The organism is Rhizobium laguerreae (assembly GCF_002008165.1).
GTDB classification, from domain to species: Bacteria; Pseudomonadota; Alphaproteobacteria; order Rhizobiales; family Rhizobiaceae; genus Rhizobium; species Rhizobium laguerreae.
Genome location: NZ_MRDM01000030.1, coordinates 72,997 through 95,168, shown reverse-complemented (window position 1 = coordinate 95,168; position 22,172 = coordinate 72,997). Strand labels below are relative to the sequence as shown.

Below are 22,172 nucleotides of genomic sequence, written 5' to 3'. Positions count from 1 at the left end.
GGTGCATACTGGTATAAATGAAATCCGCAGTCTATCTCGATGTAGCATTACATTTTCATAGGAGATCGATATGGGCAGGCTTCAAGGTAAGATCGCTGTCATCACTGGCGGCAACAGCGGAATTGGCCTCGCGACCGCCAAGCGTTTTGTCGCGGAAGGGGCAGAGGTTTACATCACTGGTCGTCGGCGGGAGGAGCTCGACAGGGCGGTCGACGCAATTGGTGCCGGTGTAACGGCAGTACAGGGCGATGTTTCCCGGCTGGGTGATCTCGACCGACTGTTTGAAACGGTAGGCGAAAGGAGCGGACGTATAGACATCCTCTTCGCCAACGCCGGATTGGGTACCTTTGCTCCCCTTGGCGCTATCGACGAGGGGGCCTTCGATCTGACATTCGGCGTCAACGTCAAGGGCACATTGTTCACAGTACAGAAGGCGCTGCCGCTGATGCAGGCGGGAGCGTCGATCATCCTCACCGGATCGACTACCGGCTCCATAGGCACTCCCGCGTTCAGCGTTTACAGCGCGACGAAGGCAGCTATCCGTAATTTCGCCCGAAGCTGGGCCCTGGACTTGAAGGGATCGGGCATCCGAGTCAACGTGCTGTCTCCCGGTGCCACCGAGACGCCGGGTCTGAAGGGCCTCGCAAATGCTGGAGAAGAGGCCGCATTGCTACAAAGCCTTGCCGAGCAGATACCGCTCGGCCGAATCGGCAATCCTGAGGAGACAGCAGCGGTGGCGGTTTTCCTTGCATCGGACGATAGCAGCTTCATGACTGGCAGCGAAGTTTTCGCTGACGGTGGTTCAGCGCAGGTTTGAGGCCTCTCTTAAATGGTATCTGCGGCTTAATAAGACACTCGCTCATCCAGCAGTAACATCAAGTCCGCAATTGGCGCTTTGCAGCCGAAATCGCCGCTCGACATTAGGTCGGCTAGCTTATTTCCATCGTGCATTTGGCGCTCAACTTCTATTCGCGGCCCGCGCTTCTCTCCGGGATCGGCCTTGGCCCTTCCATAATGGTCCAGTAGATGATGTGGCCCAATCTAAGCTGCATCCTGATGACGGGTCATCGGAATAAACGCCGCCACGAGCTCACATCACCATCGTCCGCGAAGGACGTCTTCCGCCGCTACACGGAACCTTGAATTCGAACCTCTATACCCTGTTTACGGCTTACGGCTACGCCGCCGAGTTTGCGATATTCTCTTCCTTCGTCCAGCGAAACTCCGAGCCATCCACCCACATTCGATGCATGACGACAACGAGACGGCGGGCCAGTGCCACTTTGGCTTTCTTGCTGTGTTTCGGCCCGGCCAGAACCAGGTCTTAGTTCCAGATGGGCGGTAACCGATCAAGCATCTCCCCCGAGCCAAGATCGAGACGTGCCCGTGCCGATGCGATGTCGATCCAGAAAAATCGAAAAAGGATTGGTGCCCCACCACCAGACGGTGTGGTCATCGAAATGATCCCAAGTGTCGGGAAGACCATCCTCAAGCGACAAGTGAAAATATGTGCGATGAAGGTTATGGAGCTTTCCATCTCGTTCAAAGGTGCGGTGGCTGTCCCCCAAAAGCCGAAACCCTGTTCGATCAACCAATCCAGTCTCTTCGCCGAATTCCCGGCGGGCGGCGTCGATCACCGGCTCCCCTTCTTCGACTGTCCCTCCGGGCACTTGTAAAGGAGCTTCAGGAAAATCGGGTTCGTCGAACACCAAAATCCCACGGGAATTGGTGGCGTAAATCAGGGCTTTCTCGATCATTTTTATTCCTTCCGCCCGCGATCGGCGACGATTGGAGGCAAAGTCAGGATTTTCGCGATACCGTGGCGAAGCACCATCATTTGGTTTTCGACAGCGTTTTATCTAGAAGATGTAGGAACGTCCGCTCCACGGAATGGGTCACGACTTAAATAACTTCGAACCCGAGCGATCAGGGTTACACCAGCAAGCACCACCAGCATGGAAGCGATCAGCGGGTCGTCGGTGTGGCCGACAAGCGTTCGCCACAGCAGGAGCCCTGCGGCGGCAAGGCGGAGAACAACCAGCGCCACGAGATGCGTTAGACCGGGAAGCCCGCGCTCCGAAGGCCGCCGAATTTGCCGGCCCGATAGTCGCTATTTGCCGCCGCGATCTCGGCTTCGGTATTCATGACGAACGGACCCCCCGTGACCACCGGCTCGCCAATCGGGTCACCGTGACCGAAAACGATCAGCGCTTCCTCCAATGCCTCAACGTCGATGACGTCGCCGTCTTCGAAGGTTACCAGGTCGCCCGCAACAGCCTTCGCACCGCCGACGGTCACTTCACCGTTCACGACGTAAAAGAGCACGCATCGCTGCCCTGGTGTTGGAAGCGAGGCATGTCCGCCCGCCTTTAGGGAAACGGTGGACATAAATAGGCCTGTCAGCGAAGCGACTGGCCCGATCGCTCCTGCAAACTCACCTGAAATGAGTGTCACGGTTCCGCTGCCGTCCTGCAGCGGAACCGTCGCCAACGCGCCCGCCTCGACGCCTTGGTAGTTCGGCGGCGTCATCTTCAGCCGCGCGGGCAGATTGACCCACAATTGCAGCATATGGAATCTCCCGCCCTCCTTCCAGAAGCGTTCGGGAGCCCTTTCACTATGCACCACACCCGCCCCGGCCGTCAGCCACTGGACACCGCCGGCATGGATCAAGCTCTCATTGCCCTCGGAATCGCGGTGCCAGAGCTCCCCATCGAGAATGAGCGTCACTGTCTCGAAGCCGCGGTGCGGGTGCGGATCAAATGGCGGCTCCGCGCTGTCCGGCGGAAAGTCGTGCGGGCCATGATGGGCGAGCACGAGGAACGGGTCGAGCATGTCCGCAGCCGTGCCGGAGAGCGAAAGTCGCGTGTACAAGCCGGCGATGTCGTGCCGCCGGGCAGCGCGGATTGCTTTAATCTGACGTTTCATGATCTTGCTCCAGACAGTTATGCGGCTATAGGTGGCGGTACCGGCGTACGACTACTGGTGAACGCCGGATCAGAGCGCATACTCAAGACAATTTGAGGCTGGCAGGGCAGGCGGTTCAGGTCCCACGAGCCCGTTTGTTAATACTGGAGTGCTTAAAAGCTCATAGCTGCGACTTTCCGGAGGCCGATGCGCTCGTGAACGGGTAGGCCGGTCGCGGCGGCATCAAGCGTGCCCGTTTGTCGCGGCAATCTAGCCGGTTGCGGTTCGCCGTCTTCTCGTAAACGCGGGCAAAATCGTTCCGGGTCCGTTCCCGGCGGGACTCAATCGTTCATGGTGTACTCCTAAGTTGGCATGGTGAGCAGCGGATAGCCTAGGCACCAGTTCAGATCGCTCGCTTTGAAGCTAAAGATTCTTCTGGTACCGGTAGCCACTACGTTCGACCATTAGTCTTTGTTACATTCGCGGGCCGACCTGGCGCCATTTCAGGACCGGCAAGCTCAGAAGTGGGCACTCGGACTGACGCGTTGGCCGAGCCGCCATACCTTTCGCATGCCGTAGACTTCGAATATCGCCTCGATATTCCGACGGATGGCGTCCCAAAGGGCGGCGCTCCGAAGCGGGCCCTAGCCAGGATCAGTCTTTGAGCGGCATGCTGGTGTGCGGTCGACCGGGCATCGGCAGGACTGCACAGATCGGCTTTGCCTCGTAGACGCCAGCAATGCTACACGATGAAGTGCAGGCACCGTCGATCTCGCCCGCAGGGACAGAGAGACGGCGCAGCACCTTGGCTTTCTCGACCCGATGGGTTCCATCCCACCTGTCGGCATGGTGGTAGCAGTGACCGATGGCCATCGCTTCGAGGACGAGGCACACCGGTGGCGCCACCGCCCGGCTCAGGGACTGTACCGCTTGCGAAATTCCCCGCAGCGAGATGTCCCGCTGCATTGCTATTACGCTAGCGTTCTGATCTTGGGCACGGGCAGTCTTGCCTCGTCGAAGGGCTCCAGGAATTTGTGGTAAAGATCGTTGCCGTTGCCGAAGGAGAAGCGACAGGCCGATCCGCTATCTGGTTGCGGCGTTGATCAGCCAGCCGACGTGGGCGTCGTAAAGGGGAGAGCGATATCATTGTCCTACGCTGGTTCCGTTGAGTGCCGCCGCCGCACGCCTGCATCAGAAACCCATAGCCTGTGCGATCGGCATAGAGGCCTGTCTGACTAAAGGCTGAAATCGCCCGTCAGACGATATCCGGCTAGATCCAGCGGATGTCCTCGTAGGCGATACCGCGGCGCGCGAGGTCGAGCGGCTTGTAGCTCTCAACGATGACGTCTCTCCGTCCGCTCGCTTGCCTGTTTTACAGAATGCGGCGAGGCACTCCGGGCAACCCGATATGAGACACGAGGGGCCTGCATGAGGGCTATCTTGCGGACCAACCGGTACGAAAATCTCATCGATTTCAGGAATGATGAACGGGAAACAGGGAATTTTTGCATCCGACTATGGCCATACCTTTAAGGGATCGTATGTTGATGCATAACTACGAGGTCCTATGAAGGGCATCGCCAAAGTGCGGAACCATTCCGGCAAACTTGCCGCACGAGACATGCGATCTGTCGCTGCCTGGACATGAGCGGCCCGGGGCTGTCGCCGAGCCTCATATCTCTGGATAGCTGTATTCCAGTCTGAAATGTTGGAGAGCTCTTCGGCAAGAACCAACGCGTCCTCAAGGCCAAGCGCGGCACCCTGCGCCCAAACGGGCGCCATAGCATGTGCTGCATCGCCGGCAAGAACAATTCGGCCCGTTGCCCATCGAGATAGACGTATGTCAAAGAGGGGCGAATGATGCATCCGTGAGGGATCTGCCAGCGCACTTCTTATCGCCTCTCGAACCACGGCAGGGAATTTGGCAAAAGTAACCTCTAGAGCCGGCGGCTCACGTCCGTTCCCCGATTGCTTGGGCATAGCCCAGGCATATGCTTCGCTCTGGCTTAACGGCATTAACAGGAATACTGCGTCTGCAGAAGCAAACACAGTCCAGCATTCCACGCCCGGATTCGGTATCATAAAGCGCCAGCTTGCCTTGCCGATAAGCGAGGCTTTTTGGTGGTCACCCGACAACATTGCAGCACGAGTTGTCGAATAAACACCGTCAGCTCCGATTACAAGTTCAGCTCGTAGTTGGCGGCCGTCTTCAAGCGTAGCGACAATCGCCTGCTCGCGTTGCTCCAGCGCGGTAACGCCACAGCCGCGCAAGACGGACGAGTCAGTGGAGCCGCCGCCAAGAATGGTAAGCAAATCTTTGCGCAACATGGCATGCGGCCGCATTGCCTTCCCCCAGAACGCGTCTTCGTCCACACGAAACAAAAGGCGCCCTGCCGATGTTCGATACTCTCGCCGGCGGATTGGTGTACCCAAATGCGCTACTTGGTCTGCTAGACCCAGTCGGTCAAGCGCCGCGATTGCGTTACCCGGAAGGTTTATTGCAAGCCCACCATCGCTGGCAGTTTCCCGTTTTTCCAAGACGAGATGATCAACGCCCTTTATACTAAGAGCCCGGGCCAAAGCGGTCCCTGTGATGCCAGCACCTATGACGACGACTCGGTGATCCATATTTTTCTCTTCAGATGGTAGTTAAGTTGCAGCGATCGGGAGCAAGGCTCAGGAGGGGCGCAATCAGTGCCGCAGATTAAGTGCCTTGCCCGACAGCTATTGCGCCCTACAGATTTCCGAAAGTGTGTGGCCTACCGCCTTAGTCTGCACACAACACGTATGGAGAAGGCGATTGTCTCATCCATGTCGATGGCCCGTAAGTTAATGTATTGGGCTGTCGTGGGGCCACGGGCCGTGGCTCTGCATAACTTGCGGTGATGCGGATTCAAGCAGCCCCTTGTGAAGGATTGATTTGATTCCGGGAACGCGCGTGCTTACTCAGGGTTCGCTTGTGTTTGGACAAAAGTGGATGATGAGCTCCCCGGCAAATTTCATCTCCATCTCTAAGTGCTTTAGGGGTGTAAGTGCGCATGCGGGTAGGTTCTCGGAGTTCGCTTGAACTATCGTGTGAGGGATACGCATCCGCTTGGCGAGTTTTTGGCATACCTCAAGCTCAACGTCAGAAATGCAGTAACAAGTGATCGTCGGAAGAAGCGGCGGCTTGGTCGTGTTCGTTTTAGCCACGAACCCAGTCATTCGGGTCAGATAAGCTACGAAGCTCAACCAGAACTTATTGCCGCCCATCCCCTTAGAGTTATGCGCGCAATTCTGGCAACGACGGCCTTCCGTGTGCTGGGATTTGATCTCGCTCATTGCAACCTTGATCGTCAATTTCGTACAAATCGGTAAAGAACAGGCAAGCAATTGCTCGCTGCCAACTAGTACGTTCGCTTGGATCAAATTGTTACAGGAAGCGACAGTCTGCAAACTCTCGAGGCATGTCGCCCCCTGATTCCGACTTGATGCCGCCCCCTGAAGAGGGTGTTTGTCGATGCGTCCTGCTGGTGAGACGTTCGTCTTGTTTGTTTGCCTGAAAGGAAGGAACGGGATGTCAGCGAAGAGACTAAAGATGCGGCGTATCCGCGAGACTCTGAGAGATATAGATTAGAAGATTTGCTCGGTCACAAGTCGATTGCGGCGCGGTAATACGGCTCCCTCGACGGTGCACGAGACGCGGGCGACACCGTCACGATGGTCATCGATCGACTGTCGGGAAAGACGCGGCAAGCCCTGTTCGTTATTGTGCTCGGGGCATCGAGCTTTTCGTTTGTGCATGCCCCCTGGAGCGAGACGCTTACAGATTGGATTTAATGCCGTCTACTGGCGCTTGACGCCTTTGGCGGGGCGCAGGCATTGCTCGTGCCTGAACGACGGGTATCGTTGAACTATCAGCAGTCGGCTAATTGAGTATCGCAAAAAATGCCGTTGTACCAACCCGCTGGCAATATGAAAGGCCATGCAGCCGCAGACCCTTTACGTCGACACATCTAGTTGTGCCGCTGTTTTCACGGGATCGAGTGACTTATTGCGTTTGCGATTAATAGACTGCGCTGCCATATAAACAACTGAACTAGCTGGAAGCAGGGGCAATATAGTGTATCCGCTTTGGGCAAATTCTAATGCCCAGATGTGTATGTTTCCGCTGTAAATGTTGTGTTTCGCCAGTTTTTCAGAAATCGCTGTTTCTGAAGGCGTCTCACAATCTGTGCTGTTGGCGCGTAGGGCCGATTTGTTAAGGACATGAGATGGCGCGGCTACGCGTTGATCGATCTGGCGAAGTTCATCCGCGAATGCGACAAGGTGTTCGGTAGGTCTGAAAATTGTGCGACTCTCGAATAAAAGATCCGCACTATTGCTTCGCAGGTGGCAGACATTTAAGGGTTCGATCATTGTTTGCGCTGCCTCTTAACAATTCTAGATTTTGCGCCGGTGCTAGTACCATACTGACAGGCCTCGCGCTGATACGGCGGTTACGATTATCTCAATACGTCTTTGATGGTCGGATTGTTACATACGACTATGTTTCCGGCTGCAGGCATCGAGAATGACAGCCAGATAACAGAAGCCAGTGGGAATTCGGATGTGCGTAGAATCGGCCACCCAGACCATGTTTGGTCGATCCGGGATCAGGTTGCGGTACAGGATCGGGTAGATGTGTGATCGTGGCGGCTATCCGTCGTGCGAACATACCACTTGCGCGGCTTGATCCCCAATTGATTGGCCCGCACCACCCGCGCTACACGCTTGTGATTGACGAGATGACCCCGTCGGTTAAGCTCACGGGTCTCGCGCCGATATTCATAGCAGGACAATTCGTCCCGGATTTCCTCAATAATCGCAACGAGTTCGGCATCGCCGAGGTTTGGGGCACTCGTCGGTTTTTTTATCAGGTCCAGTTCCATCGTCAGTTGGCCGACCTTGCGTTCCAACGCCGCGATTTGCGCCTCATACTCAGCTGTGAGGCTCGCTTCAGCTTCTTCATCATTGATTTCGCCGGGATCGAACTGAGTCAGCCACAACTGATGAGGTTGGCCGACACCCCGTAAGTGCGTTGCGCGTCACGCCACCCAATGACCGTTTCGGATATCCTGGGAAAGCTGCAGCTAGAATGACGTTGAATGGCGTCGATATGGTCCTCTGGATATAATGAGCCTTCTCCGATTCCCTAAGAGCGCATCAGTTTTTCGTATCCCGTGGTCCAGCCCGAGGGTTCACTCCAGACAGTTTTGACTCATGGTGCGAAATGTAGCGTTCAGATAAACGCGTCAACATTTGTAACAACGAGTTATCTGCAGCCGTATAAGTCTTCATCGGGCGGGGAGAACGTTTTTCCGGCGCTCCGCAAGACGGGGCAGCGGTGTACAGACACCGCACCAGCACAGATAGCGAGAAGAGATGTGAGAGGCGCCAGCATTTATGTACTGGCTGCACTATTCAAAAAGGAGGCCGAGGAATGAGTAACGGCACAAGCGGCCCGTTAGATTTTGGCGAGCTGGTGAATTTTTACGAGCAAGTGGTTGATCCCTTGACGCTTCCAATTGGCTTAAGCGCGCTGGATTTTATAAATATCGCTTCAGGCTACACGTTGATCGACGCAGGTGCCGGGACGGGTGCGTTAGCTATGCGAGCAGCGGAGCGCGGTGCGCGTGTTCTTGCGACTGACATCGAGCCAAAAATGGTCGAGCGGGCGGCCGAGCGATTGCGTCAGCACGCTACCTCCGAGGCACGCGTAGAAGACTTTAATTCGCTGCAAGTGCCGGATGCATCGTTCGACGCTGCAGTGTCAATCGTGGGCGTGTTAGCATTTGAAGGCGGGGAAACCGGACTGCGCGAGCTGGTGCGGGTTGTACGCCCAGGAGGCCGCATCGCGGTTGCAACATGGGATCAGGAGGAAAATAAAGCGCCGCACTATTTGGCTAGTGAGGTATATCGTGACTTGTTTCCAAATCGACAGCTCTGGCCTGAAGGATTTTTCCCATCCTGGACCAAAGTCGCCGTCTCCGCCGCGTTGCTCCAAGCGGGTTGCGGACGCGCCGAGGTGCACGATTTCAAAGGAGAATGGGAAGTCACGTCCCCTCGTACCGTGATGGATGATAGCGGATCGTCCATCCGAATGTTTCCAGGATACAAGGCGCTGAGCGATTGGGAGCGCGCGGAGTTCGAGAATGCCTTCGTTGCTGCACTGACCAAATATACTGGTTCCGATGGCGTGGCGCGGGTCGCCACACGCGCTTTCATTGCAGTGGGACATTTGCCCGTTAGCTAGTCGCCCAGTAAGTCACCCAGTCACCAACATCGAGGCTTCACCACCCATATCAATAGAGTGGCATTGCCTGGGCTAGGTTACCTTGTGCGGTCAAGGATTCCCTCAACCGCGCCGCCGCGTGGTAAGTCATTAAAGGCGGAATTGGGTCGTGTACCGCGGCTTAAATAGGAAGCAATTAACTTTTGCCTAGCGACGAAACCGTCTGCATTTGGAGGTGGCATGATGAACCTGGTTTTTTCGTTGGTAAGTTATTTCGGGAGAGGAGAATGGCGAACATCGATGACGAACTGCGAGTGCTCCAAAGCGCGTTGAGAAATCTTGAGAAAAAGCAGCGTCGCGGTGGAGATGAAACCTACCGGCTCCAGATCAAGCAACTTAACGAGATGATTGCCGCGCGCCGCGCGAATAGCTCCTCATCGGCCTGAACGTGGTTTTACGACGTTTACTTTAGGCATGAGGTGATTACGGCACCGGGCGCTGATTGTGTGCAGGTTCCGCGGGTGATCGCAGCGCTCCGCACGTTCTTGGACGGAGAGCTCCATATAGTCGATTCGTCTGAACACTCGAAGGAGTAAGACAATGGTGAAAGAACTTCGTCCTGCGGTCGTCATGATCGTTGCCACCACCGCCATCACCGGCCTGCTGCCGGAAGAGGGCAACATCGCCGTCCAGGCCGGTTATCCGCCTGATGGCCGAACTTTTCTGGAGTTCAGAAATGCGGAACTGTTAATCTCGATGTCAAGGGACGCTGTATAAACTTTATGAGACCGCTCTTTCACCCCGCCCTGGAGGACATCAAGCCCGAGGCGATCCTCTATGCGCTGTCCGATCCGGAGCGCGTTGCCATTTATGCAAAGCTTGCCGGCGCCAGCGGTGGCGGGACGTGCTCCTCGCATGCCGATCTCGGCGACCGCGTCATCCCAAAGTCGTCGCTTTCCAATCATTTCAAGGTGCTGCGCGAGTCCGGGCTGATCCGGAGCGAGCGCCAGGGTGTGGAGATGCGCAATCAAAGCCGCTGCAACGAGCTGGACGAACGCTTCCCGGGCCTGATCAGGGCCATTCTGACGGCTTACGGACAGCTTCCCGAGCGGCCGAAGACGGACTGATCGCCCGTAGAGCGGCAACTGCCGACGGAGATTCGCCTAGGTGCTTACAGTCGACACGAACGCTGGATTCAGTCGCGCTTTCCATCGGCGACGGACCTGGCCCAGGCTTTGCCGATGATCGGCGGGCTGGCAATGGGCAAATTCTTGAATATTGATGTTGACGGTGACGTCCTTGATGGTCCCTTCTCGTCGGACACCCCCCACCTTATGGCATCGCCGTCGGCGGTGGTCTCGCGAGGATAAGGAGCGGCTTGTAGCAGCCTGCCTCGAGCCAGGAGCGGTTCTTTCCGAGATTGCGCGATCGGCCGGCATTCATGTGAGCCAGCTCTTTCGGGGCGTAAGGAACTCTGCCGGAACGAGGAGCCGTCGGCGCAGGCGGCCAATATGCTGGTTCCGGTGACCGTGTCGAATACTGCACCATCAATCCAGGTCGCGGCCACGGAAGCGCCGGCGCCATCGCGCCGGAAGCGCAGCGATGTGACGATTGAGCTTGGCCGCGATCGCCGTGTCCGCGTGAACAGCGACATCGACACAGAGGCGCTTGGCCGCATTCTCGAGCTGGGTCGGCGATGATCTCTGTCCCTGCTGGTGTGAAGGTCTGGCTCGCGACCGTCCATACGGACATGCACAAAGGCTTTCCTGGTCTGTCGTTGATGGTGCAGGAGACGCTGAAGCGCGATCCGATGTGCGGACATCTGTTCGTGTTCCGGGGGCGCGGTGGAGGTCTGAACAAGGTGATCTGGCATGACGGACAAGGAGCCTGTCTGTTCACGAAGAAGCTGGAGCGCGGCCGCTTCATCTGGCCGTCAGCCGCTGACGGCACGGTGGTGATCACACCGGCGCAGCTCGGTTATCTGCTCGAAGGCATAGACTGGCGGATGCCGCAAAAGACCTGGCGGCCAACATCGGCAGGACGAGCAAAAGCACTGAATGGCGGACTCGGATATGATTCCATCCTGCCATGAGCGACGCGACTGATGAGCTTCCGGACGACCTTGCCAGTGCGCTTGCACTGCTGGCCGAGGAGCGTGCCCGGCGTATCACTGCCGAGGCAGAAGCTGCGACCGCCAAGGCGCAAGCCGCCAGCGCAAAGGCGCTCGTGTCGCATTCCGAAGCGCTGATCGCGCGGTTGAAGCTGGAGATCGAGAAGGTTCGCCGTGAACTTTACGGCAGCCGGTCAGAACGCAAGGCGCGACTCCTCGAACAGATGGAACTGCAGCTCGAGGAGCTTGAGGCTGACGCTGGCGAAGACGAACTGGCGGCAGAGGTTGCAGCCAGAGCCTCGACGGTCAGGGCTTTCGAGCGCAAGCGTCCATCACGGAAACCATTCCCTGAACATCTGCCGCGCGAGCGTGTCGTTATCGCGGCCCCGGCGAGCTGCCCTTGTTGCGGTTCGGGCAAGCTGTCGAAGCTGGGCGAAGACATCACCGAGACCCTGGAGGTCATCCCGCGTCAGTGGAAGGTGATCCAAACGGTGCGGGAGAAGTTCACCTGCCGCGAATGCGAGAAGATCACCCAGCCACCAGCTCCTTTCCATGTGACGCCGCGGGGCTTTGCCGGGCCCAGCCTTCTGGCGATGATACTGTTTGAGAAGTTCGCGCAGCATCAACCGCTGAACCGCCAGAGCGAGCGCTATGCCCGAGAGGGTATCGACCTTAGCCTGTCGACGCTGGCAGGTCAGGTCGGCGCTTGCGCCGCGGCGCTGAAGCCTATCCATTCGTTGATCGAAGCGCATGTCCTGGCTGCCGAGCGGCTGCATGGTGACGACACCACAGTGCCGATCCTGGCGAAAGGAAAGACCGATACGGGTCGCGTCTGGACCTATGTCCGAGACGACCGGCCGGTTCGGCGGGCAATTGCCGCCAGAGGCTCTCTACTATGCTTCGCGAGATCGACGACAAGAGCATCCCGAGCGCCACTTGAAGACCTTCACCGGCATTCTGCAGGCTGATGCCTATGGCGGCTACAATCCGCTGTTCAAGGTAGACCGCGAGCCGGGGCAGCTGACGCAGGCGCTCTGCTGGTCGCACGCGAGGCGCAAGTTCTTCGTGCTGGCCGACATCGCCACGAATGCCAAACGCGGCAGCCGCGCCATTGCTGAGCGTTGCGACAAGGCTGCAAGAGCTGTCGCGGCACTCTCGCCAGACCTCTGAGCCTGCACACCATCAGGGCCAGATGCGGTACTCACCGGATGCTTACGATACTTATTGGATTGCTGAGTCAGATGTCCAAAGAGGCAATGTTGCGGACCTGCAACGCTGGCGATGGCGTTGTCGTTGCGAACAACAATAATGGCACGCTCGCGCATTTAATCGCGAAAGGTTGCCCCTCTCGCCAATGTGATTCCTCGCAAAACTGCTCCCCAGCTACAAGCCTTTAGCACGCGGGCGATCAACCGGAGAGGAACACCATGCTTTCGCGCTTATTTGGCGTACTCGTCTTTTTTGTCGCCATAACATCAAGCGTCTTCGCCATGACGACTTGCGGGGGCGAAGTTGCCTGTTCGGTTCGAGGAGGAGATTATCACATCGAACTACCGAGCGATGGCGATCTTCGAGGCGTCTACGTGTTTTTCCATGGATATAAGAGTTCCGCGAAGTTACAGATGCGGCAGCGGCGACTGGTTGATATGACTCTCGCGCATCATCTTGCGTATGTAGCGGTGGATGGAATCGGGGGAAGTTGGTCCTTTCCAAACAGCGCCCAATCGGGGCGCGATGAGAAGGCTTTCATCGCCGACGTCTTCCAAGACCTGCATAATCGCTACGGCTTTAGTCCCGATAAGACGGTGATCGGCGGATTTTCTATCGGCGCTTCGATGGCTTGGTATACTGCCTGCCAGCAAGGCGAGAGGACAAGAGCAATGGTGACGTTTTCGGGCGTGTTCTGGAATCCACTTCCGAAAGCGGCTGATTGTGTCGCGGCTATTCCACCGATCATACATTTTCATGGGACCGCGGACCAGACCTTCCCACTTTCCGGACGCGCCATTGGTGCGCGGTTTCGTCAAGGGAATGCCTTCGAGAGCATAGCGATTATGCGGTCCCGCGGTAAATGCGATGTCACAATTGTCAGGAAAGTCACTCTGGACGGAATTCAGTGTGACGATGTCCCCCGCTGCATTCGGGGCGACAGCGTCATGTGCATTCACAATGGCGGCCATGAGGCCCGCGCCGACATGCTCGACGCTGCACTGACCGCTATCGGGTTTCCTCGATGAGCCTTCTCCGAAGAATTTTGTACGTCTCTGTAACAAGCGGGCCGCCGTGTGCGAACTCGTAGGGTAACAAGGCGTTTTGCCTTGGTTTGCCGGACCACCAGTTCCGTCTAACCGTTACAAAGGAGAGTTGTCATGCAACATTCTGTCGTTTGTCCGAATATAGGGCATTCAATCGTTCATCATTTTGGAGAGGGCGCTGCTGTTTGGGGTCAGGCGATCACGCCAAGCATCGCTCACCTGGTCCAGGGACACCGCGAACTAGCGATCGACTATGCGCAGATTCGGCCGGGAATTGTTTTTGAGACCGTACCGAGCATCGCGATGCTTCCGCATGTCATTGATATATCGACCTTTCGCATTCATGTGGACACTGCAGTATTCCGTCATACGGCCGGCCGATCCGGAGCAGCGATTGAAGCCATACTTCGTTGCGACGCCGGTGCTGAATGCTCTTTGAAGCTTTGGGGTCGCGTGGTGGTAGAAGACGGTGCTTCGCTGCCGGATCAACTGTCACGCGCTGATCGCTCCTCGACGCTCCCGGTGCTGTTTACCGTTGCGTTCTGGGAAATCTCACGCGCAAGCGACGCACGAATGCGAAGCATGGCCAGGGTATCGGCCGAGAAGGATGGAAGGATCCAGGAACTGGAAATGAAGCTTGCACTCACGATGTGCTCGCAGTGAGGAGATAAGGGCCGACACACGAAGTCGTGAACGTTGGGGAAGTAACAAACCTCCGCTCCGGTGCGAATTGGGTCATGTCAGTCTCAACAGAGGAACGACCATGACCCCATCATTCCGGCATTTCCTGCCATTGGCTGCAGCCACGGCGCTTGCTCTTTCGACAGCTTCGATCGCGCTGGCCGATGAAATATATGCGACCAACGGCGTCGCCATAAACGGCTACGACGCCGTTGCCTACTTCACCGACCACAAGCCGGTCAAGGGCTCCGACAAATTCACTGCCACCTACAAGGGCACAACGTTCTACTTTGCCTCCGCAGCGCATCGCGACACCTTCGCGGGTAATCCCGAGCATTTTGCACCGCAGTTTGGCGGCTATTGCGCGTATGGGACGGCAGACGGGCATAAGGCCCCGACAGAGCCGCAGGCTTTTACCGTCGTCGATGACAAGCTTTACCTCAACTACAACGACCATGTCATGCAGACGTGGAGGACGGACGTTGGCGGCTATATCAAAAAGGCGAACGCCAACTGGGATACGGTGAAAGAACAGCCTGCTCCGTGACTGTCCGTCTTCACGGTGAACTGCCTGCCCGCCGACATGCGGGCGGGCGGCGTCCCGATCAATCTACCGAAGGCAACCGCCCGAGCCATGATTTCTACACCCCATTTTTCTCAAGGTCACCCCAGCCGCCATCGCGATTGTCAGAGATCGGTCGTGACGCAGCTGAACGATCTGGTTGACCGGGCAGCGACGGCCGGCTGGAGCCGCCGCGAGGTAATCGTGGCACTCGCCGACTTGCTGGATGCCGAACCCGATGATGCTAGCGGCTTGCTGCAGATGATGGCGGCCAATCACCGTCAGCCGGACGCAAAGCGCGCATGATGGCGATCGGGCGAGGCGGCCTTAAACCTAGCGCGGGAAAATCATGCGGTTAATCGCAATAGTGTTCCTGTTCCTTTTCGCCGTCGGGAACGCGATCGCTGCGGGCGCACCGCTTGCGATGAACGATGCCTTTCGGCTGACGTTGGACAAAACGCCGGGCGGGGTGATCCATCTGCACTGGGCAATGCCGCCAGGATATTATCTCTATCGGCAGTATATCTCGGCCAAGGCCACAGACGGTGCAGCCATCCCGCTCAGCATGGCGCCTGGGGTGGAGAAAAACGACGAGAATTTCGGCAAATCGGAAGTCTATTTCGAAAAAGCCGATGCTGAGCTCAGCCCTGTCGGCTCGTCCTTCACGTTGACCTATCAGGGCTGCCAGGAACATGGGCTGTGTTATCCGCCTGCGCGGCGCACGATCGACACGGCAACGCTCGCGGTTTCCGAACAGCCGATCTTTTCGCCGCCAACCGGCAGGCAATCGGACTGGTCCGAACCAGCAGCAGCTGACAACGCTCAGACAGTCAGCGGGACTGCCGCGGATGCAAGCAGACAACAGACAAATGGCGGCAACATCGTCGATCGGTTCCTTGCCCGTGGCGGCGTTCCGCTCTTACTTGCGGCCTTTCTCGGTTTTGGGATCCTGCTGGCTTTCACGCCATGCGTTTTCCCGCTCTATCCGATTGTCGCCGCGATGTTGTCGCGTGAAGGCGAACGACTGGATGCTCGGCGCGGTTTTTTGCTGTCGACAAGTTATGCCGTGGGGCTCGCTGGGGCGTTTGCCATCTTTGGTGGGGTCGCAGCGTGGACGGGCGAAAATCTGCAGATAGCCCTGCAATCGCCCTTCACGGTCGCGGTGGTGGCGTTGATATTCGTGTCACTCGCGCTTTCCATGTTTGGCGTCTTCGAACTGCAGCTACCTTCAGCTCTGATAACCAAATTCGGGCGTCGGGAAACAGCGGGCGGGTCGGTCGGATCGGCAGCAGCGCTCGGTTTTTCGTCAGCCTTCATTATTGGTCCCTGCGTAACGGCCCCGCTTGCCGGCGCGCTTCTTTACGTCGCGCGCACCGGCGACACGGCTCTTGGCGCAGGGTTGTTGTTTGCGCTCGGTCTCGGCAAGGGCATTCCCCTGGTCGTCTTTGGCACGGTCGGCGCTCATGCGCTACCGCGTGCCGGGGCATGGATGAATTCGGTCAGGTATGTCTTCGGTTTCGTCTTTCTCGCCTTTGGCATCTGGATGGCGGAACCCCTGCTGGCGGAATGGATGTCGATGCCACTTTGGGCCGTATGGGCGATGGCTGTGGCCGTCTTTCTCGGAGCCTTCGACCTCGCAAAGGGGCGTGCGACGCCGGTACGCATGGGCTTGCAGGCTCTTGGCTTGTTGTCGGCGGTCTATGCCGTTTTGCTCATCGTCGGACTCGCTTCAGGCTCGACCGATCCATTGCGGCCGCTTGGGGGTATTGGCGGCGACCGAGTGGTCGCGCAGGTTGATCCGGCAAAAATCATGCTGTCCGTCGGGTCGAAGGCAGAATTTGCCAGCCAACTCGAATCTGCCGGTGCGACGGGGCAGCCGAGCCTTGTGTATTTCACGGCTGATTGGTGCGTGAGCTGCCGCTCGATCGACCGGAATGTTTTTTCCAGGCCGGAAATTGCCCAGGCGTTGAGCTCCTTGAAGACGCTCAAGGTCGATCTGACCAATATCGACCCCGCTCAGCGCGCTTTGATGCGCGAACTCGATGTCGTCGGACCGCCGACAATGATCTTCTTCGGGCGCGACCGGCAGGAAGCAGCGAATGGTCGACTGGTCGGTGAATTCGGGGCGGCCGATGTGCTCCGGGCTGTTTCAGATGCCCGAAGCGGGAGTTAACCCATACTTCGTAACTTATCGAGGATAAGAACAATGAGAATGATCGATCGCAGACGCCTTCTTTCGGTCGCGGCGAGCGCTGCCATTTTGGCGGTCGTGGCTCCGCGAACCGGGTCAACGCAGCAACTCACACGGGACGATGTCTTTCGCGATCCGGATACGCCCGTGCTCGGCAATCCCGACGGCGATGTCACGGTGGTTGAGTTTTTCGACTACCAATGTCCCTATTGTAAAAAGAGCCACCCCGATGTGAAATCGGTCGTCGCTGAAGACGGAAATGTCCGTCTTATCATGAAGGATTGGCCCGTATTTGGCGACGCGTCCGTCTTTGCTGCGCAGGCCGTGCTCGGCGCGAACGAAATCGGCGTTTATGAGAAAGCCATGGACGTGTTGATGGCAACGCCAGCTTCGCTGAGTGAAGAAGACGTCAAACGACTACTGACGTCCGCGGGGCTCGACCTCGGCAAGATCGCAGCAGCTGTGCGCCAGAACGACAAGAAAATTTCCAATCTTCTGACGCGGAACTACGATCAGGCTCTGGCCTTTAACTTCGGAGGAACGCCGTCTTTTGTGATCGGAAAAACGGCCTACTCCGGCGTTCTCAGCAAAGATCAACTCCGCGACCTTATCAAGCAGGCTCGGGCAGCGTAAGAAATGACGCTCGCGACACTCGTGGAAATGGTTCAGAGCCTCATTCGCAGTGTCGCGCAGCCGACATTCGTTCAGACCGTCATCCGTGTCGCGCTGGCCGTGCCTTTCTGGAGGTCCGGCGTGCTGAAATGGGATGGCTTCCTGCAGCTGAACGACACCGCCAACACCCCCTTCACCGACGAATTCATGCTGCACTTGCCGGGCGGCGCCTTATCCGGCCCCCGTGGTCATGGCTTTTCTCTCCGGCGTAGTCGAGATCGCCTTGCCGATCCTTCTGGTACTCGGCTTCGCCACCCGCTTTGCTGGCGACCGCGTGCGGTTCATGACTTTGATTGTCGAATTGACCGGGCCCGACGGATGGCCGATCCATATTACCCGGGCTGCAATGGCACTATCGACTACGGCCTGAGGTCCGGAAAAGCTGTCGGTCGACACTTGGTCGAGCATTTGTTTGGCCGCCGGGCTAGTTGACGGTGAAGCATCGGTGGCAGCTGTCTGGCTGCTCCGAAGCTTGACCTAGTCGAGCACACCCTTCGCGGCTTCGAGCTCAGCGAGTTCATGAAGGATTTGTGCTCTGTCCTCGTCGAGATGCGGAGGAGGTCGGTCGAGGCGGACTGGTGTCCCCGACATCTTGAGGGGATTTCCGAGAAGGCGCAACTGCTTACCGCCCTGCGTCTGGATTTCAACGACCATTTCCCGGGCAATCGTATGGGGGTTGGAAATGACCTGATCTATCGTGGCAACCCGGCCCGCCGGAATTTCGGCAGCGACGAGGCGTCGCTCCCAGTTTACGGCGGTGTCGGCTTGCAGCGCGTCAGTCACGAGCTCGTCCAGGGCGTCGATATTGACGACGCGGTCCCGGTTGCGCCGGAAGCGTTGGTCATCGGCCAGTTCGGGAACGCCGATCGTTGCGCAGAACCGGATGAACTGCTGGTCGTTGCCGATCGCAATGGCTATATCGCCGGCGGATGTCGCAAAGGTCTGGTAGGGGGCGATGTTGGGATGCCGGTTGCCGATGCGGCCCGGCACCTTGCTCGTGACCAGATGGTTCGTTGCGGCATTGATAAGCCAGGCGACTTGCGCGTCATAGAGCGCCAGATCGATATACTGACCTTCGCCACTCCGGTCGCGGTGGCGCAGGGCGGCAAGGATGCCTACGGTCGCATACATGCCACACATGACGTCGGCAATGCCGACGCCGACCTTGACGGGCCGGCCGCCGGCCGCATCGCTTTCCCCAGTGATGCTCATGATGCCGCCCATGGCTTGAACGAGGAAATCATAACCGGTTCTTTCGGCATAGGGACCGGTCTGGCCAAATCCCGAAATCGCGCACCAGACGATATCCGGCTTCACCTTGCGAATGTCCTCGTAGCCCAGGCCGCGCCTCGCCAGATCGCCAGGCTTGTAGTTTTCGATCACGACATCGGAGATGGCCGCAAGCCGCTTGACGAGCACGACGCCCGCCTCGCTGGTAAGGTCGATGGCGATCGATCGCTTGTTGCGGTTTGCCGACAGGAAGTAGGCGCTGAGATCGCCGTCGTTGCCGTCGGCATTCGGGACGAAAGGCGGACCCCAGCTCCGCGTATCGTCGCCGACGCCGGGTCGCTCGACCTTGATGACATCGGCACCGAGATCGGCGAGCAATTGCGTGCAAGTCGGCCCCGCTAGGATGCGCGAGAGATCGAGAATACGCAGACCGTCGAGGCTAGCGGATTTATTGCATTCAGACATCGAAGCCTCACGATTTCCAGGGCGAACTTTTGAACCACCTGACGAGATAAGCGGTCGCGATCAGCGTCGCGAAGCCGAACAGGTTTCCAATCGCTTCGGCGGCCGTGGTGCGACCGGCATGGTCCAACGCGATACCAATCGGCTGGGCGATTACCATGCCGGTGATGAAGACGGCGAGCGATTGCTGGCCGACGACAGTCAGCACGCGCACGAGGGGACCACGCAGACGCGAACCTCTTTCGCCGACCAGATGCACGGCGATGTAGCAGAGCGCCATGAAATGAACGAACCGCAGCGGCCCGAAGTCCGTCTTGTCGGCAAATGGAGCAAGCTTTGCCGCTGCCATCTGGAAGAAGGGGTGAAGCTCTTGAAACCGAACCCAGGCGAAAGGCACCGTGAGAATGACGATTCCAATAGCGAGCGCCATCAGCCGGCGGTCGAATGCCGGCGCCGGCAAAGTGCCGCGCATCAGAAAAAAGCCGGTGAAGAACAGGAACTGCCACCCGAACGGATCGAAGAACCAGGGACGATCGGACCAGGGCTCGGCCGGCAGCCCCGTAAAACCGAATTGCGTGGCAAGCCACAGCGTCAGCATGAGCGCAAAGGGCAAAAGGCGCTGCACACTTGAGGCGAGGATCATCACCGGCATCAAGGCAAGGATGACGATGTACATCGGCAGGATATCGAAATAGTTCGGCACGTAGGTAAGGGTAAGCAGGCCGACGAGAAGATGGCCCGGATCCTTCATAAAGGGCACGAGATTGAGGCTATCGACATAGGTGACGCCGTCATAGCGCGTGCCGGCCACAACCATGATGGCGACAACCGCGACAAAGACGGCGATGTGAGCCCAGAAGATCTGCCAGATCCGCTGGGCGATGCGCGCGACGAGGACGAGGGCGCCGCTGCGATCGAACGTCGAGCCGAAGGCAATGGCCGAGGCCATTCCCGATTGGAAGACGAACATTTCCGTCGCGTCGGAAAAACCGAACCGTGCCGGGATCCACAACGCCCAGCCGTCACTCGGGATATGTGCCAGCACGATGATCAGCATGCCGACGCCGCGGAAGAAATCGAGCCTTGGATCGCGCGGACGTTTGACCTTCTGAGGAGCCGGCACTGTTGGGGCAGATTCAGAAGGCGCCATCGTAGGCGTTTGCGTCGAACCGGCAAGCGATGAGGCTGAAGCCTCCACGTTTGCCGGCAGCCTCAAGCTCGCGACTGAACTCATCGGAATTCTCCACATTGACACCATAGCCGCCGAAGCCTCGTGCGACCGCGGCGAAGTCGGTTTCTCCCAGCGTGACGCCGGCGGGAGCCAACCCGGCAGACGCCTGTTTCAAGGCGATCAGGGCGAGACTGCGATCCTGGAACAGAACGATCGTTACCGACAGATTGAGATCGCGAAGCGTCGCGAGCTCACCGATCCCCATCTCGAGCCCGCCATCACCCATCACGGCGAAAACCCGTCGTGATGGATCGGCGACTTTGGCGCCGATGGCCAAGGGCAACGCCGCGTTCATGGTGCAGAATCCCGCGGACTGGAGCAGCGAAAAGGGCTTGGTTGCCACCCATTTTTGCGACAGCAGAATGCGATGTGCGCCGCTGTCGGCCGTCACAAGCCCGTCAGTGCCAGCCGTATCGTTCAGACGATCCACAATCGCGTGAGGTCCCCACGCGGTTCTGGTCGCGAAGATTTGCCCCAACTCGTCTTTAGCAACACGAGGCTCGGCGTTTATCCAAGTTTGTTTCTCGATAACCGAGCCATTAAGCGCCTGGACAATCGCCTTCGGATCGCCGGTGACCCTGGTGCCCGCATGATGCATCGCGTGGTCGGGCGCAGTTTTGCCGATGTCCACTAGGTTCGATCGGTCTTCGACAAAGTCCAGCCAGCCAAGGCGCATCTCGATCGGATCATAGCCAATCATCAGCACGAGATCTGATTTATTAACCAGGCTTAGCATGACTTTGTCAGCCAGCGGCGAGAGACCGGCTCCGCCAAGAGACATTGGATGGTCCTCGGATAGGAGGCCCTTCGCCTTATAAGTTGTAATGACTGGAGCGCCAATCGTCTCGGCAAGGTGTTGGAGGGCTGCGCCGGCGTTGTTACGCGCAGCCTCGAGCCCCGCCAGGATTATCGGTCGTTCAGCAGCACGAATTCGTTCGGCCAAGTGCCGCACGCCGGGATCGGTAACCGAGACGGACGTGCCAAATTGAGTCGGTGGCGTGATGACCTTGCTGTTGGGACTCGCCAAAGCGGCAACCATCGGTGAAAGATCAAGATGAACGGGTCCCATAGGTTCTGTCGTTGCAATCGTTAAAGCGCGCGCAACGGTCGAAGCAGCACTTTCGGGCTCGATCTCGAAGGAAGCCTTGACGATAGGCCGTAGGAGCTGCGTATGGTCGATGACCTGATGCGTGTAGCGCGCTCGCGTGCCGCGATCGACGATGCCTGAGACGACGATCAGGGGAACACGCTCCTGGAGAGCATCGGCAATACCATTCACCGCATTTGCCAGGCCCGGGCCGACGGTCGTCACCAGCAACTCGGGTCGCCCGCTGATCGCGCTGGCGCCAGCGGCCATGATCGCTGCCGATGATTCATGGCGGGCAAGATTGAAAGAAATTTCTGCTTTCTCAAGGCCATCGATCAACGTCACCACCTCGCCTCCCGGCACCCCGAAGGCATGACGGACGCCATGGGCGTGGAGAGTCTTCGCGACGATATCAGCGACACGGCTTACATTCGTGGTGGTGTTGGTCATCGATCCTTCTTCGCTTTGAAAACAGTCGCGCTGATGGCAGCCTGCCCGGTGGATGGTGGTACCGGGCAGACCGACTCCACGGCC

The 22,172-nt window shown here is 58.0% G+C and carries 22 protein-coding genes and 5 pseudogenes; 17 read left to right on the top strand and 10 right to left on the bottom strand.

Annotated features, from left to right (window positions below; all coding sequences use genetic code 11):
- Positions 1 to 70: 70 nt before the first annotated feature.
- Entirely contained in the window at positions 71 to 817 is a 747-nt protein-coding gene (locus tag BS630_RS30335; RefSeq protein WP_077980361.1) for an SDR family NAD(P)-dependent oxidoreductase, read from the top strand.
- Positions 818 to 1,177: 360 nt separating this feature from the next.
- On the opposite strand, the pseudogene BS630_RS37540 reads toward BS630_RS30335, so the two are convergent.
- The 4 genes and pseudogenes from BS630_RS37540 to BS630_RS30315 form a co-directional block, all read right to left on the bottom strand.
- Positions 1,178 to 1,294 (bottom strand): annotated as a pseudogene (locus BS630_RS37540) (IS110 family RNA-guided transposase); the annotation flags it as partial.
- Positions 1,295 to 1,324: 30 nt separating this feature from the next.
- Positions 1,325 to 1,757 (bottom strand): annotated as a pseudogene (locus BS630_RS30330) (NUDIX hydrolase).
- A gap of 298 nt (positions 1,758 to 2,055) precedes the next feature.
- Complete coding sequence (locus BS630_RS30325; RefSeq protein ID WP_077980360.1) at positions 2,056 to 2,925, bottom strand: pirin family protein; 870 nt, start codon at positions 2,923 to 2,925, stop codon at positions 2,056 to 2,058.
- Between the two features lie 1,494 nt (positions 2,926 to 4,419).
- Complete coding sequence (locus BS630_RS30315; RefSeq protein WP_077980358.1) at positions 4,420 to 5,532, bottom strand: FAD-dependent monooxygenase; 1,113 nt, start codon at positions 5,530 to 5,532, stop codon at positions 4,420 to 4,422.
- A 435-nt stretch (positions 5,533 to 5,967) separates the two neighbouring features.
- Between BS630_RS30315 and BS630_RS36875 the strand changes: the two genes are divergently transcribed.
- Complete coding sequence (locus tag BS630_RS36875; protein ID WP_143529538.1) at positions 5,968 to 6,261, top strand: hypothetical protein; 294 nt, start codon at positions 5,968 to 5,970, stop codon at positions 6,259 to 6,261.
- Between the two features lie 624 nt (positions 6,262 to 6,885).
- On the opposite strand, the gene BS630_RS36865 is transcribed toward BS630_RS36875, so the two are convergent.
- From BS630_RS36865 to BS630_RS37715, 3 genes are all read right to left on the bottom strand, one after another.
- Positions 6,886 to 7,302, bottom strand: coding sequence for a hypothetical protein (locus BS630_RS36865; protein ID WP_143529537.1), 417 nt, complete (start codon positions 7,300 to 7,302; stop codon positions 6,886 to 6,888).
- A 117-nt stretch (positions 7,303 to 7,419) separates the two neighbouring features.
- Positions 7,420 to 7,521 carry a hypothetical protein gene (locus BS630_RS38780; RefSeq protein WP_376774676.1) on the bottom strand — a complete coding sequence of 34 codons (102 nt, stop codon included), beginning with the start codon at positions 7,519 to 7,521 and terminating at the stop codon, positions 7,420 to 7,422.
- A gap of 17 nt (positions 7,522 to 7,538) precedes the next feature.
- Complete coding sequence (locus BS630_RS37715) at positions 7,539 to 7,931, bottom strand: IS3 family transposase (protein ID WP_245310554.1); 393 nt, start codon at positions 7,929 to 7,931, stop codon at positions 7,539 to 7,541.
- 434 nt (positions 7,932 to 8,365) lie between these two features.
- Between BS630_RS37715 and BS630_RS30300 the strand changes: the two genes are divergently transcribed.
- The 15 genes and pseudogenes from BS630_RS30300 to BS630_RS30245 all read left to right on the top strand — a co-directional run bounded on the left by BS630_RS30300 (position 8,366) and on the right by BS630_RS30245 (position 17,998).
- On the top strand, positions 8,366 to 9,178 hold the full coding sequence (locus BS630_RS30300; RefSeq protein WP_077980356.1) for a class I SAM-dependent methyltransferase: 813 nt from the start codon (positions 8,366 to 8,368) through the stop codon (positions 9,176 to 9,178).
- A 266-nt stretch (positions 9,179 to 9,444) separates the two neighbouring features.
- The gene (locus BS630_RS37145; protein WP_158081439.1) at positions 9,445 to 9,603 is read left to right on the top strand and encodes a hypothetical protein; all 159 of its coding nucleotides are present in this window, start codon (positions 9,445 to 9,447) and stop codon (positions 9,601 to 9,603) included.
- 154 nt (positions 9,604 to 9,757) lie between these two features.
- Positions 9,758 to 9,827: pseudogene (locus tag BS630_RS36855) on the top strand (potassium-transporting ATPase subunit C); the annotation flags it as partial.
- A gap of 112 nt (positions 9,828 to 9,939) precedes the next feature.
- Positions 9,940 to 10,284, top strand: coding sequence for an ArsR/SmtB family transcription factor (locus BS630_RS30295; RefSeq protein WP_077980355.1), 345 nt, complete (start codon positions 9,940 to 9,942; stop codon positions 10,282 to 10,284).
- A gap of 154 nt (positions 10,285 to 10,438) precedes the next feature.
- Positions 10,439 to 10,684: a transposase gene (locus tag BS630_RS30290; protein ID WP_077980354.1), complete on the top strand. Its 246-nt coding sequence runs from the start codon at positions 10,439 to 10,441 to the stop codon at positions 10,682 to 10,684.
- Positions 10,669 to 10,857 (top strand): hypothetical protein, encoded by a 189-nt coding sequence (locus tag BS630_RS30285; protein WP_077980353.1) that lies wholly within the window; start codon positions 10,669 to 10,671, stop codon positions 10,855 to 10,857. The genes BS630_RS30290 and BS630_RS30285 overlap by 16 nt, the downstream gene beginning before the upstream one ends.
- A complete protein-coding gene (tnpB, locus tag BS630_RS30280; protein ID WP_077980352.1) occupies positions 10,854 to 11,249 on the top strand; it encodes an IS66 family insertion sequence element accessory protein TnpB in 396 nt (131 codons plus the stop codon). Before BS630_RS30285 ends, tnpB begins: the two co-directional genes overlap by 4 nt.
- Positions 11,246 to 12,437, top strand: a pseudogene (gene tnpC / locus BS630_RS30275) (IS66 family transposase). Before tnpB ends, tnpC begins: the two are co-directional and overlap by 4 nt.
- Before the next feature lie 257 nt (positions 12,438 to 12,694).
- On the top strand, positions 12,695 to 13,504 hold the full coding sequence (locus BS630_RS30270; RefSeq protein WP_077980351.1) for a CE1 family esterase: 810 nt from the start codon (positions 12,695 to 12,697) through the stop codon (positions 13,502 to 13,504).
- A gap of 132 nt (positions 13,505 to 13,636) precedes the next feature.
- Complete coding sequence (locus BS630_RS30265) at positions 13,637 to 14,185, top strand: hypothetical protein (RefSeq protein WP_077980350.1); 549 nt, start codon at positions 13,637 to 13,639, stop codon at positions 14,183 to 14,185.
- Positions 14,186 to 14,285: 100 nt separating this feature from the next.
- Entirely contained in the window at positions 14,286 to 14,750 is a 465-nt protein-coding gene (locus BS630_RS30260) for a YHS domain-containing (seleno)protein (protein ID WP_077980349.1), read from the top strand.
- 153 nt (positions 14,751 to 14,903) lie between these two features.
- The gene (locus BS630_RS37140; protein ID WP_158081438.1) at positions 14,904 to 15,071 is read left to right on the top strand and encodes a hypothetical protein; all 168 of its coding nucleotides are present in this window, start codon (positions 14,904 to 14,906) and stop codon (positions 15,069 to 15,071) included.
- Positions 15,072 to 15,114: 43 nt separating this feature from the next.
- A complete protein-coding gene (gene dsbD, locus BS630_RS30255; protein WP_077980348.1) occupies positions 15,115 to 16,938 on the top strand; it encodes a protein-disulfide reductase DsbD in 1,824 nt (607 codons plus the stop codon).
- 33 nt (positions 16,939 to 16,971) lie between these two features.
- A complete protein-coding gene (locus tag BS630_RS30250) occupies positions 16,972 to 17,589 on the top strand; it encodes a DsbA family protein (RefSeq protein ID WP_077980347.1) in 618 nt (205 codons plus the stop codon).
- 3 nt (positions 17,590 to 17,592) lie between these two features.
- Positions 17,593 to 17,998 (top strand): annotated as a pseudogene (locus BS630_RS30245) (DoxX family protein).
- A 107-nt stretch (positions 17,999 to 18,105) separates the two neighbouring features.
- Here the strand turns inward: BS630_RS30245 and BS630_RS30240 are convergent.
- From BS630_RS30240 to BS630_RS30230, 3 genes are read right to left on the bottom strand one after another with little or no spacing between them, the layout of a single operon-like run.
- Positions 18,106 to 19,323 carry a CaiB/BaiF CoA transferase family protein gene (locus BS630_RS30240; protein WP_077980346.1) on the bottom strand — a complete coding sequence of 406 codons (1,218 nt, stop codon included), beginning with the start codon at positions 19,321 to 19,323 and terminating at the stop codon, positions 18,106 to 18,108.
- A 7-nt stretch (positions 19,324 to 19,330) separates the two neighbouring features.
- On the bottom strand, positions 19,331 to 20,470 hold the full coding sequence (locus BS630_RS30235; protein ID WP_077980345.1) for an OpgC family protein: 1,140 nt from the start codon (positions 20,468 to 20,470) through the stop codon (positions 19,331 to 19,333).
- On the bottom strand, positions 20,457 to 22,088 hold the full coding sequence (locus tag BS630_RS30230; RefSeq protein ID WP_077980344.1) for a thiamine pyrophosphate-binding protein: 1,632 nt from the start codon (positions 22,086 to 22,088) through the stop codon (positions 20,457 to 20,459). Before BS630_RS30230 ends, BS630_RS30235 begins: the two co-directional genes overlap by 14 nt.
- Positions 22,089 to 22,172 lie beyond the last annotated feature (84 nt).

Excerpts from the sequence above, each read along its gene's own strand:
- BS630_RS30270 (WP_077980351.1), top strand. The coding sequence starts at position 12,695 with ATGCTTTCGCGCTTATTTGGCGTACTCGTCTTTTTTGTCGCCATAACA.
- BS630_RS36865 (WP_143529537.1), bottom strand. The coding sequence starts at position 7,302 with ATGATCGAACCCTTAAATGTCTGCCACCTGCGAAGCAATAGTGCGGAT.
- BS630_RS30240 (WP_077980346.1), bottom strand. The coding sequence starts at position 19,323 with ATGTCTGAATGCAATAAATCCGCTAGCCTCGACGGTCTGCGTATTCTC.
- BS630_RS30335 (WP_077980361.1), top strand. The coding sequence starts at position 71 with ATGGGCAGGCTTCAAGGTAAGATCGCTGTCATCACTGGCGGCAACAGC.
- BS630_RS37145 (WP_158081439.1), top strand. The coding sequence starts at position 9,445 with ATGGCGAACATCGATGACGAACTGCGAGTGCTCCAAAGCGCGTTGAGA.
- BS630_RS30285 (WP_077980353.1), top strand. The coding sequence starts at position 10,669 with ATGCTGGTTCCGGTGACCGTGTCGAATACTGCACCATCAATCCAGGTC.
- BS630_RS30295 (WP_077980355.1), top strand. The coding sequence starts at position 9,940 with ATGAGACCGCTCTTTCACCCCGCCCTGGAGGACATCAAGCCCGAGGCG.
- BS630_RS30290 (WP_077980354.1), top strand. The coding sequence starts at position 10,439 with ATGTTGACGGTGACGTCCTTGATGGTCCCTTCTCGTCGGACACCCCCC.
- BS630_RS30260 (WP_077980349.1), top strand. The coding sequence starts at position 14,286 with ATGACCCCATCATTCCGGCATTTCCTGCCATTGGCTGCAGCCACGGCG.
- BS630_RS30265 (WP_077980350.1), top strand. The coding sequence starts at position 13,637 with ATGCAACATTCTGTCGTTTGTCCGAATATAGGGCATTCAATCGTTCAT.
- BS630_RS30325 (WP_077980360.1), bottom strand. The coding sequence starts at position 2,925 with ATGAAACGTCAGATTAAAGCAATCCGCGCTGCCCGGCGGCACGACATC.
- BS630_RS30230 (WP_077980344.1), bottom strand. The coding sequence starts at position 22,088 with ATGACCAACACCACCACGAATGTAAGCCGTGTCGCTGATATCGTCGCG.
- tnpB (WP_077980352.1), top strand. The coding sequence starts at position 10,854 with ATGATCTCTGTCCCTGCTGGTGTGAAGGTCTGGCTCGCGACCGTCCAT.
- BS630_RS30300 (WP_077980356.1), top strand. The coding sequence starts at position 8,366 with ATGAGTAACGGCACAAGCGGCCCGTTAGATTTTGGCGAGCTGGTGAAT.
- BS630_RS30250 (WP_077980347.1), top strand. The coding sequence starts at position 16,972 with ATGAGAATGATCGATCGCAGACGCCTTCTTTCGGTCGCGGCGAGCGCT.
- BS630_RS38780 (WP_376774676.1), bottom strand. The coding sequence starts at position 7,521 with ATGGTCTGGGTGGCCGATTCTACGCACATCCGAATTCCCACTGGCTTC.
- BS630_RS30315 (WP_077980358.1), bottom strand. The coding sequence starts at position 5,532 with ATGGATCACCGAGTCGTCGTCATAGGTGCTGGCATCACAGGGACCGCT.
- BS630_RS30235 (WP_077980345.1), bottom strand. The coding sequence starts at position 20,470 with ATGGCGCCTTCTGAATCTGCCCCAACAGTGCCGGCTCCTCAGAAGGTC.
- dsbD (WP_077980348.1), top strand. The coding sequence starts at position 15,115 with ATGCGGTTAATCGCAATAGTGTTCCTGTTCCTTTTCGCCGTCGGGAAC.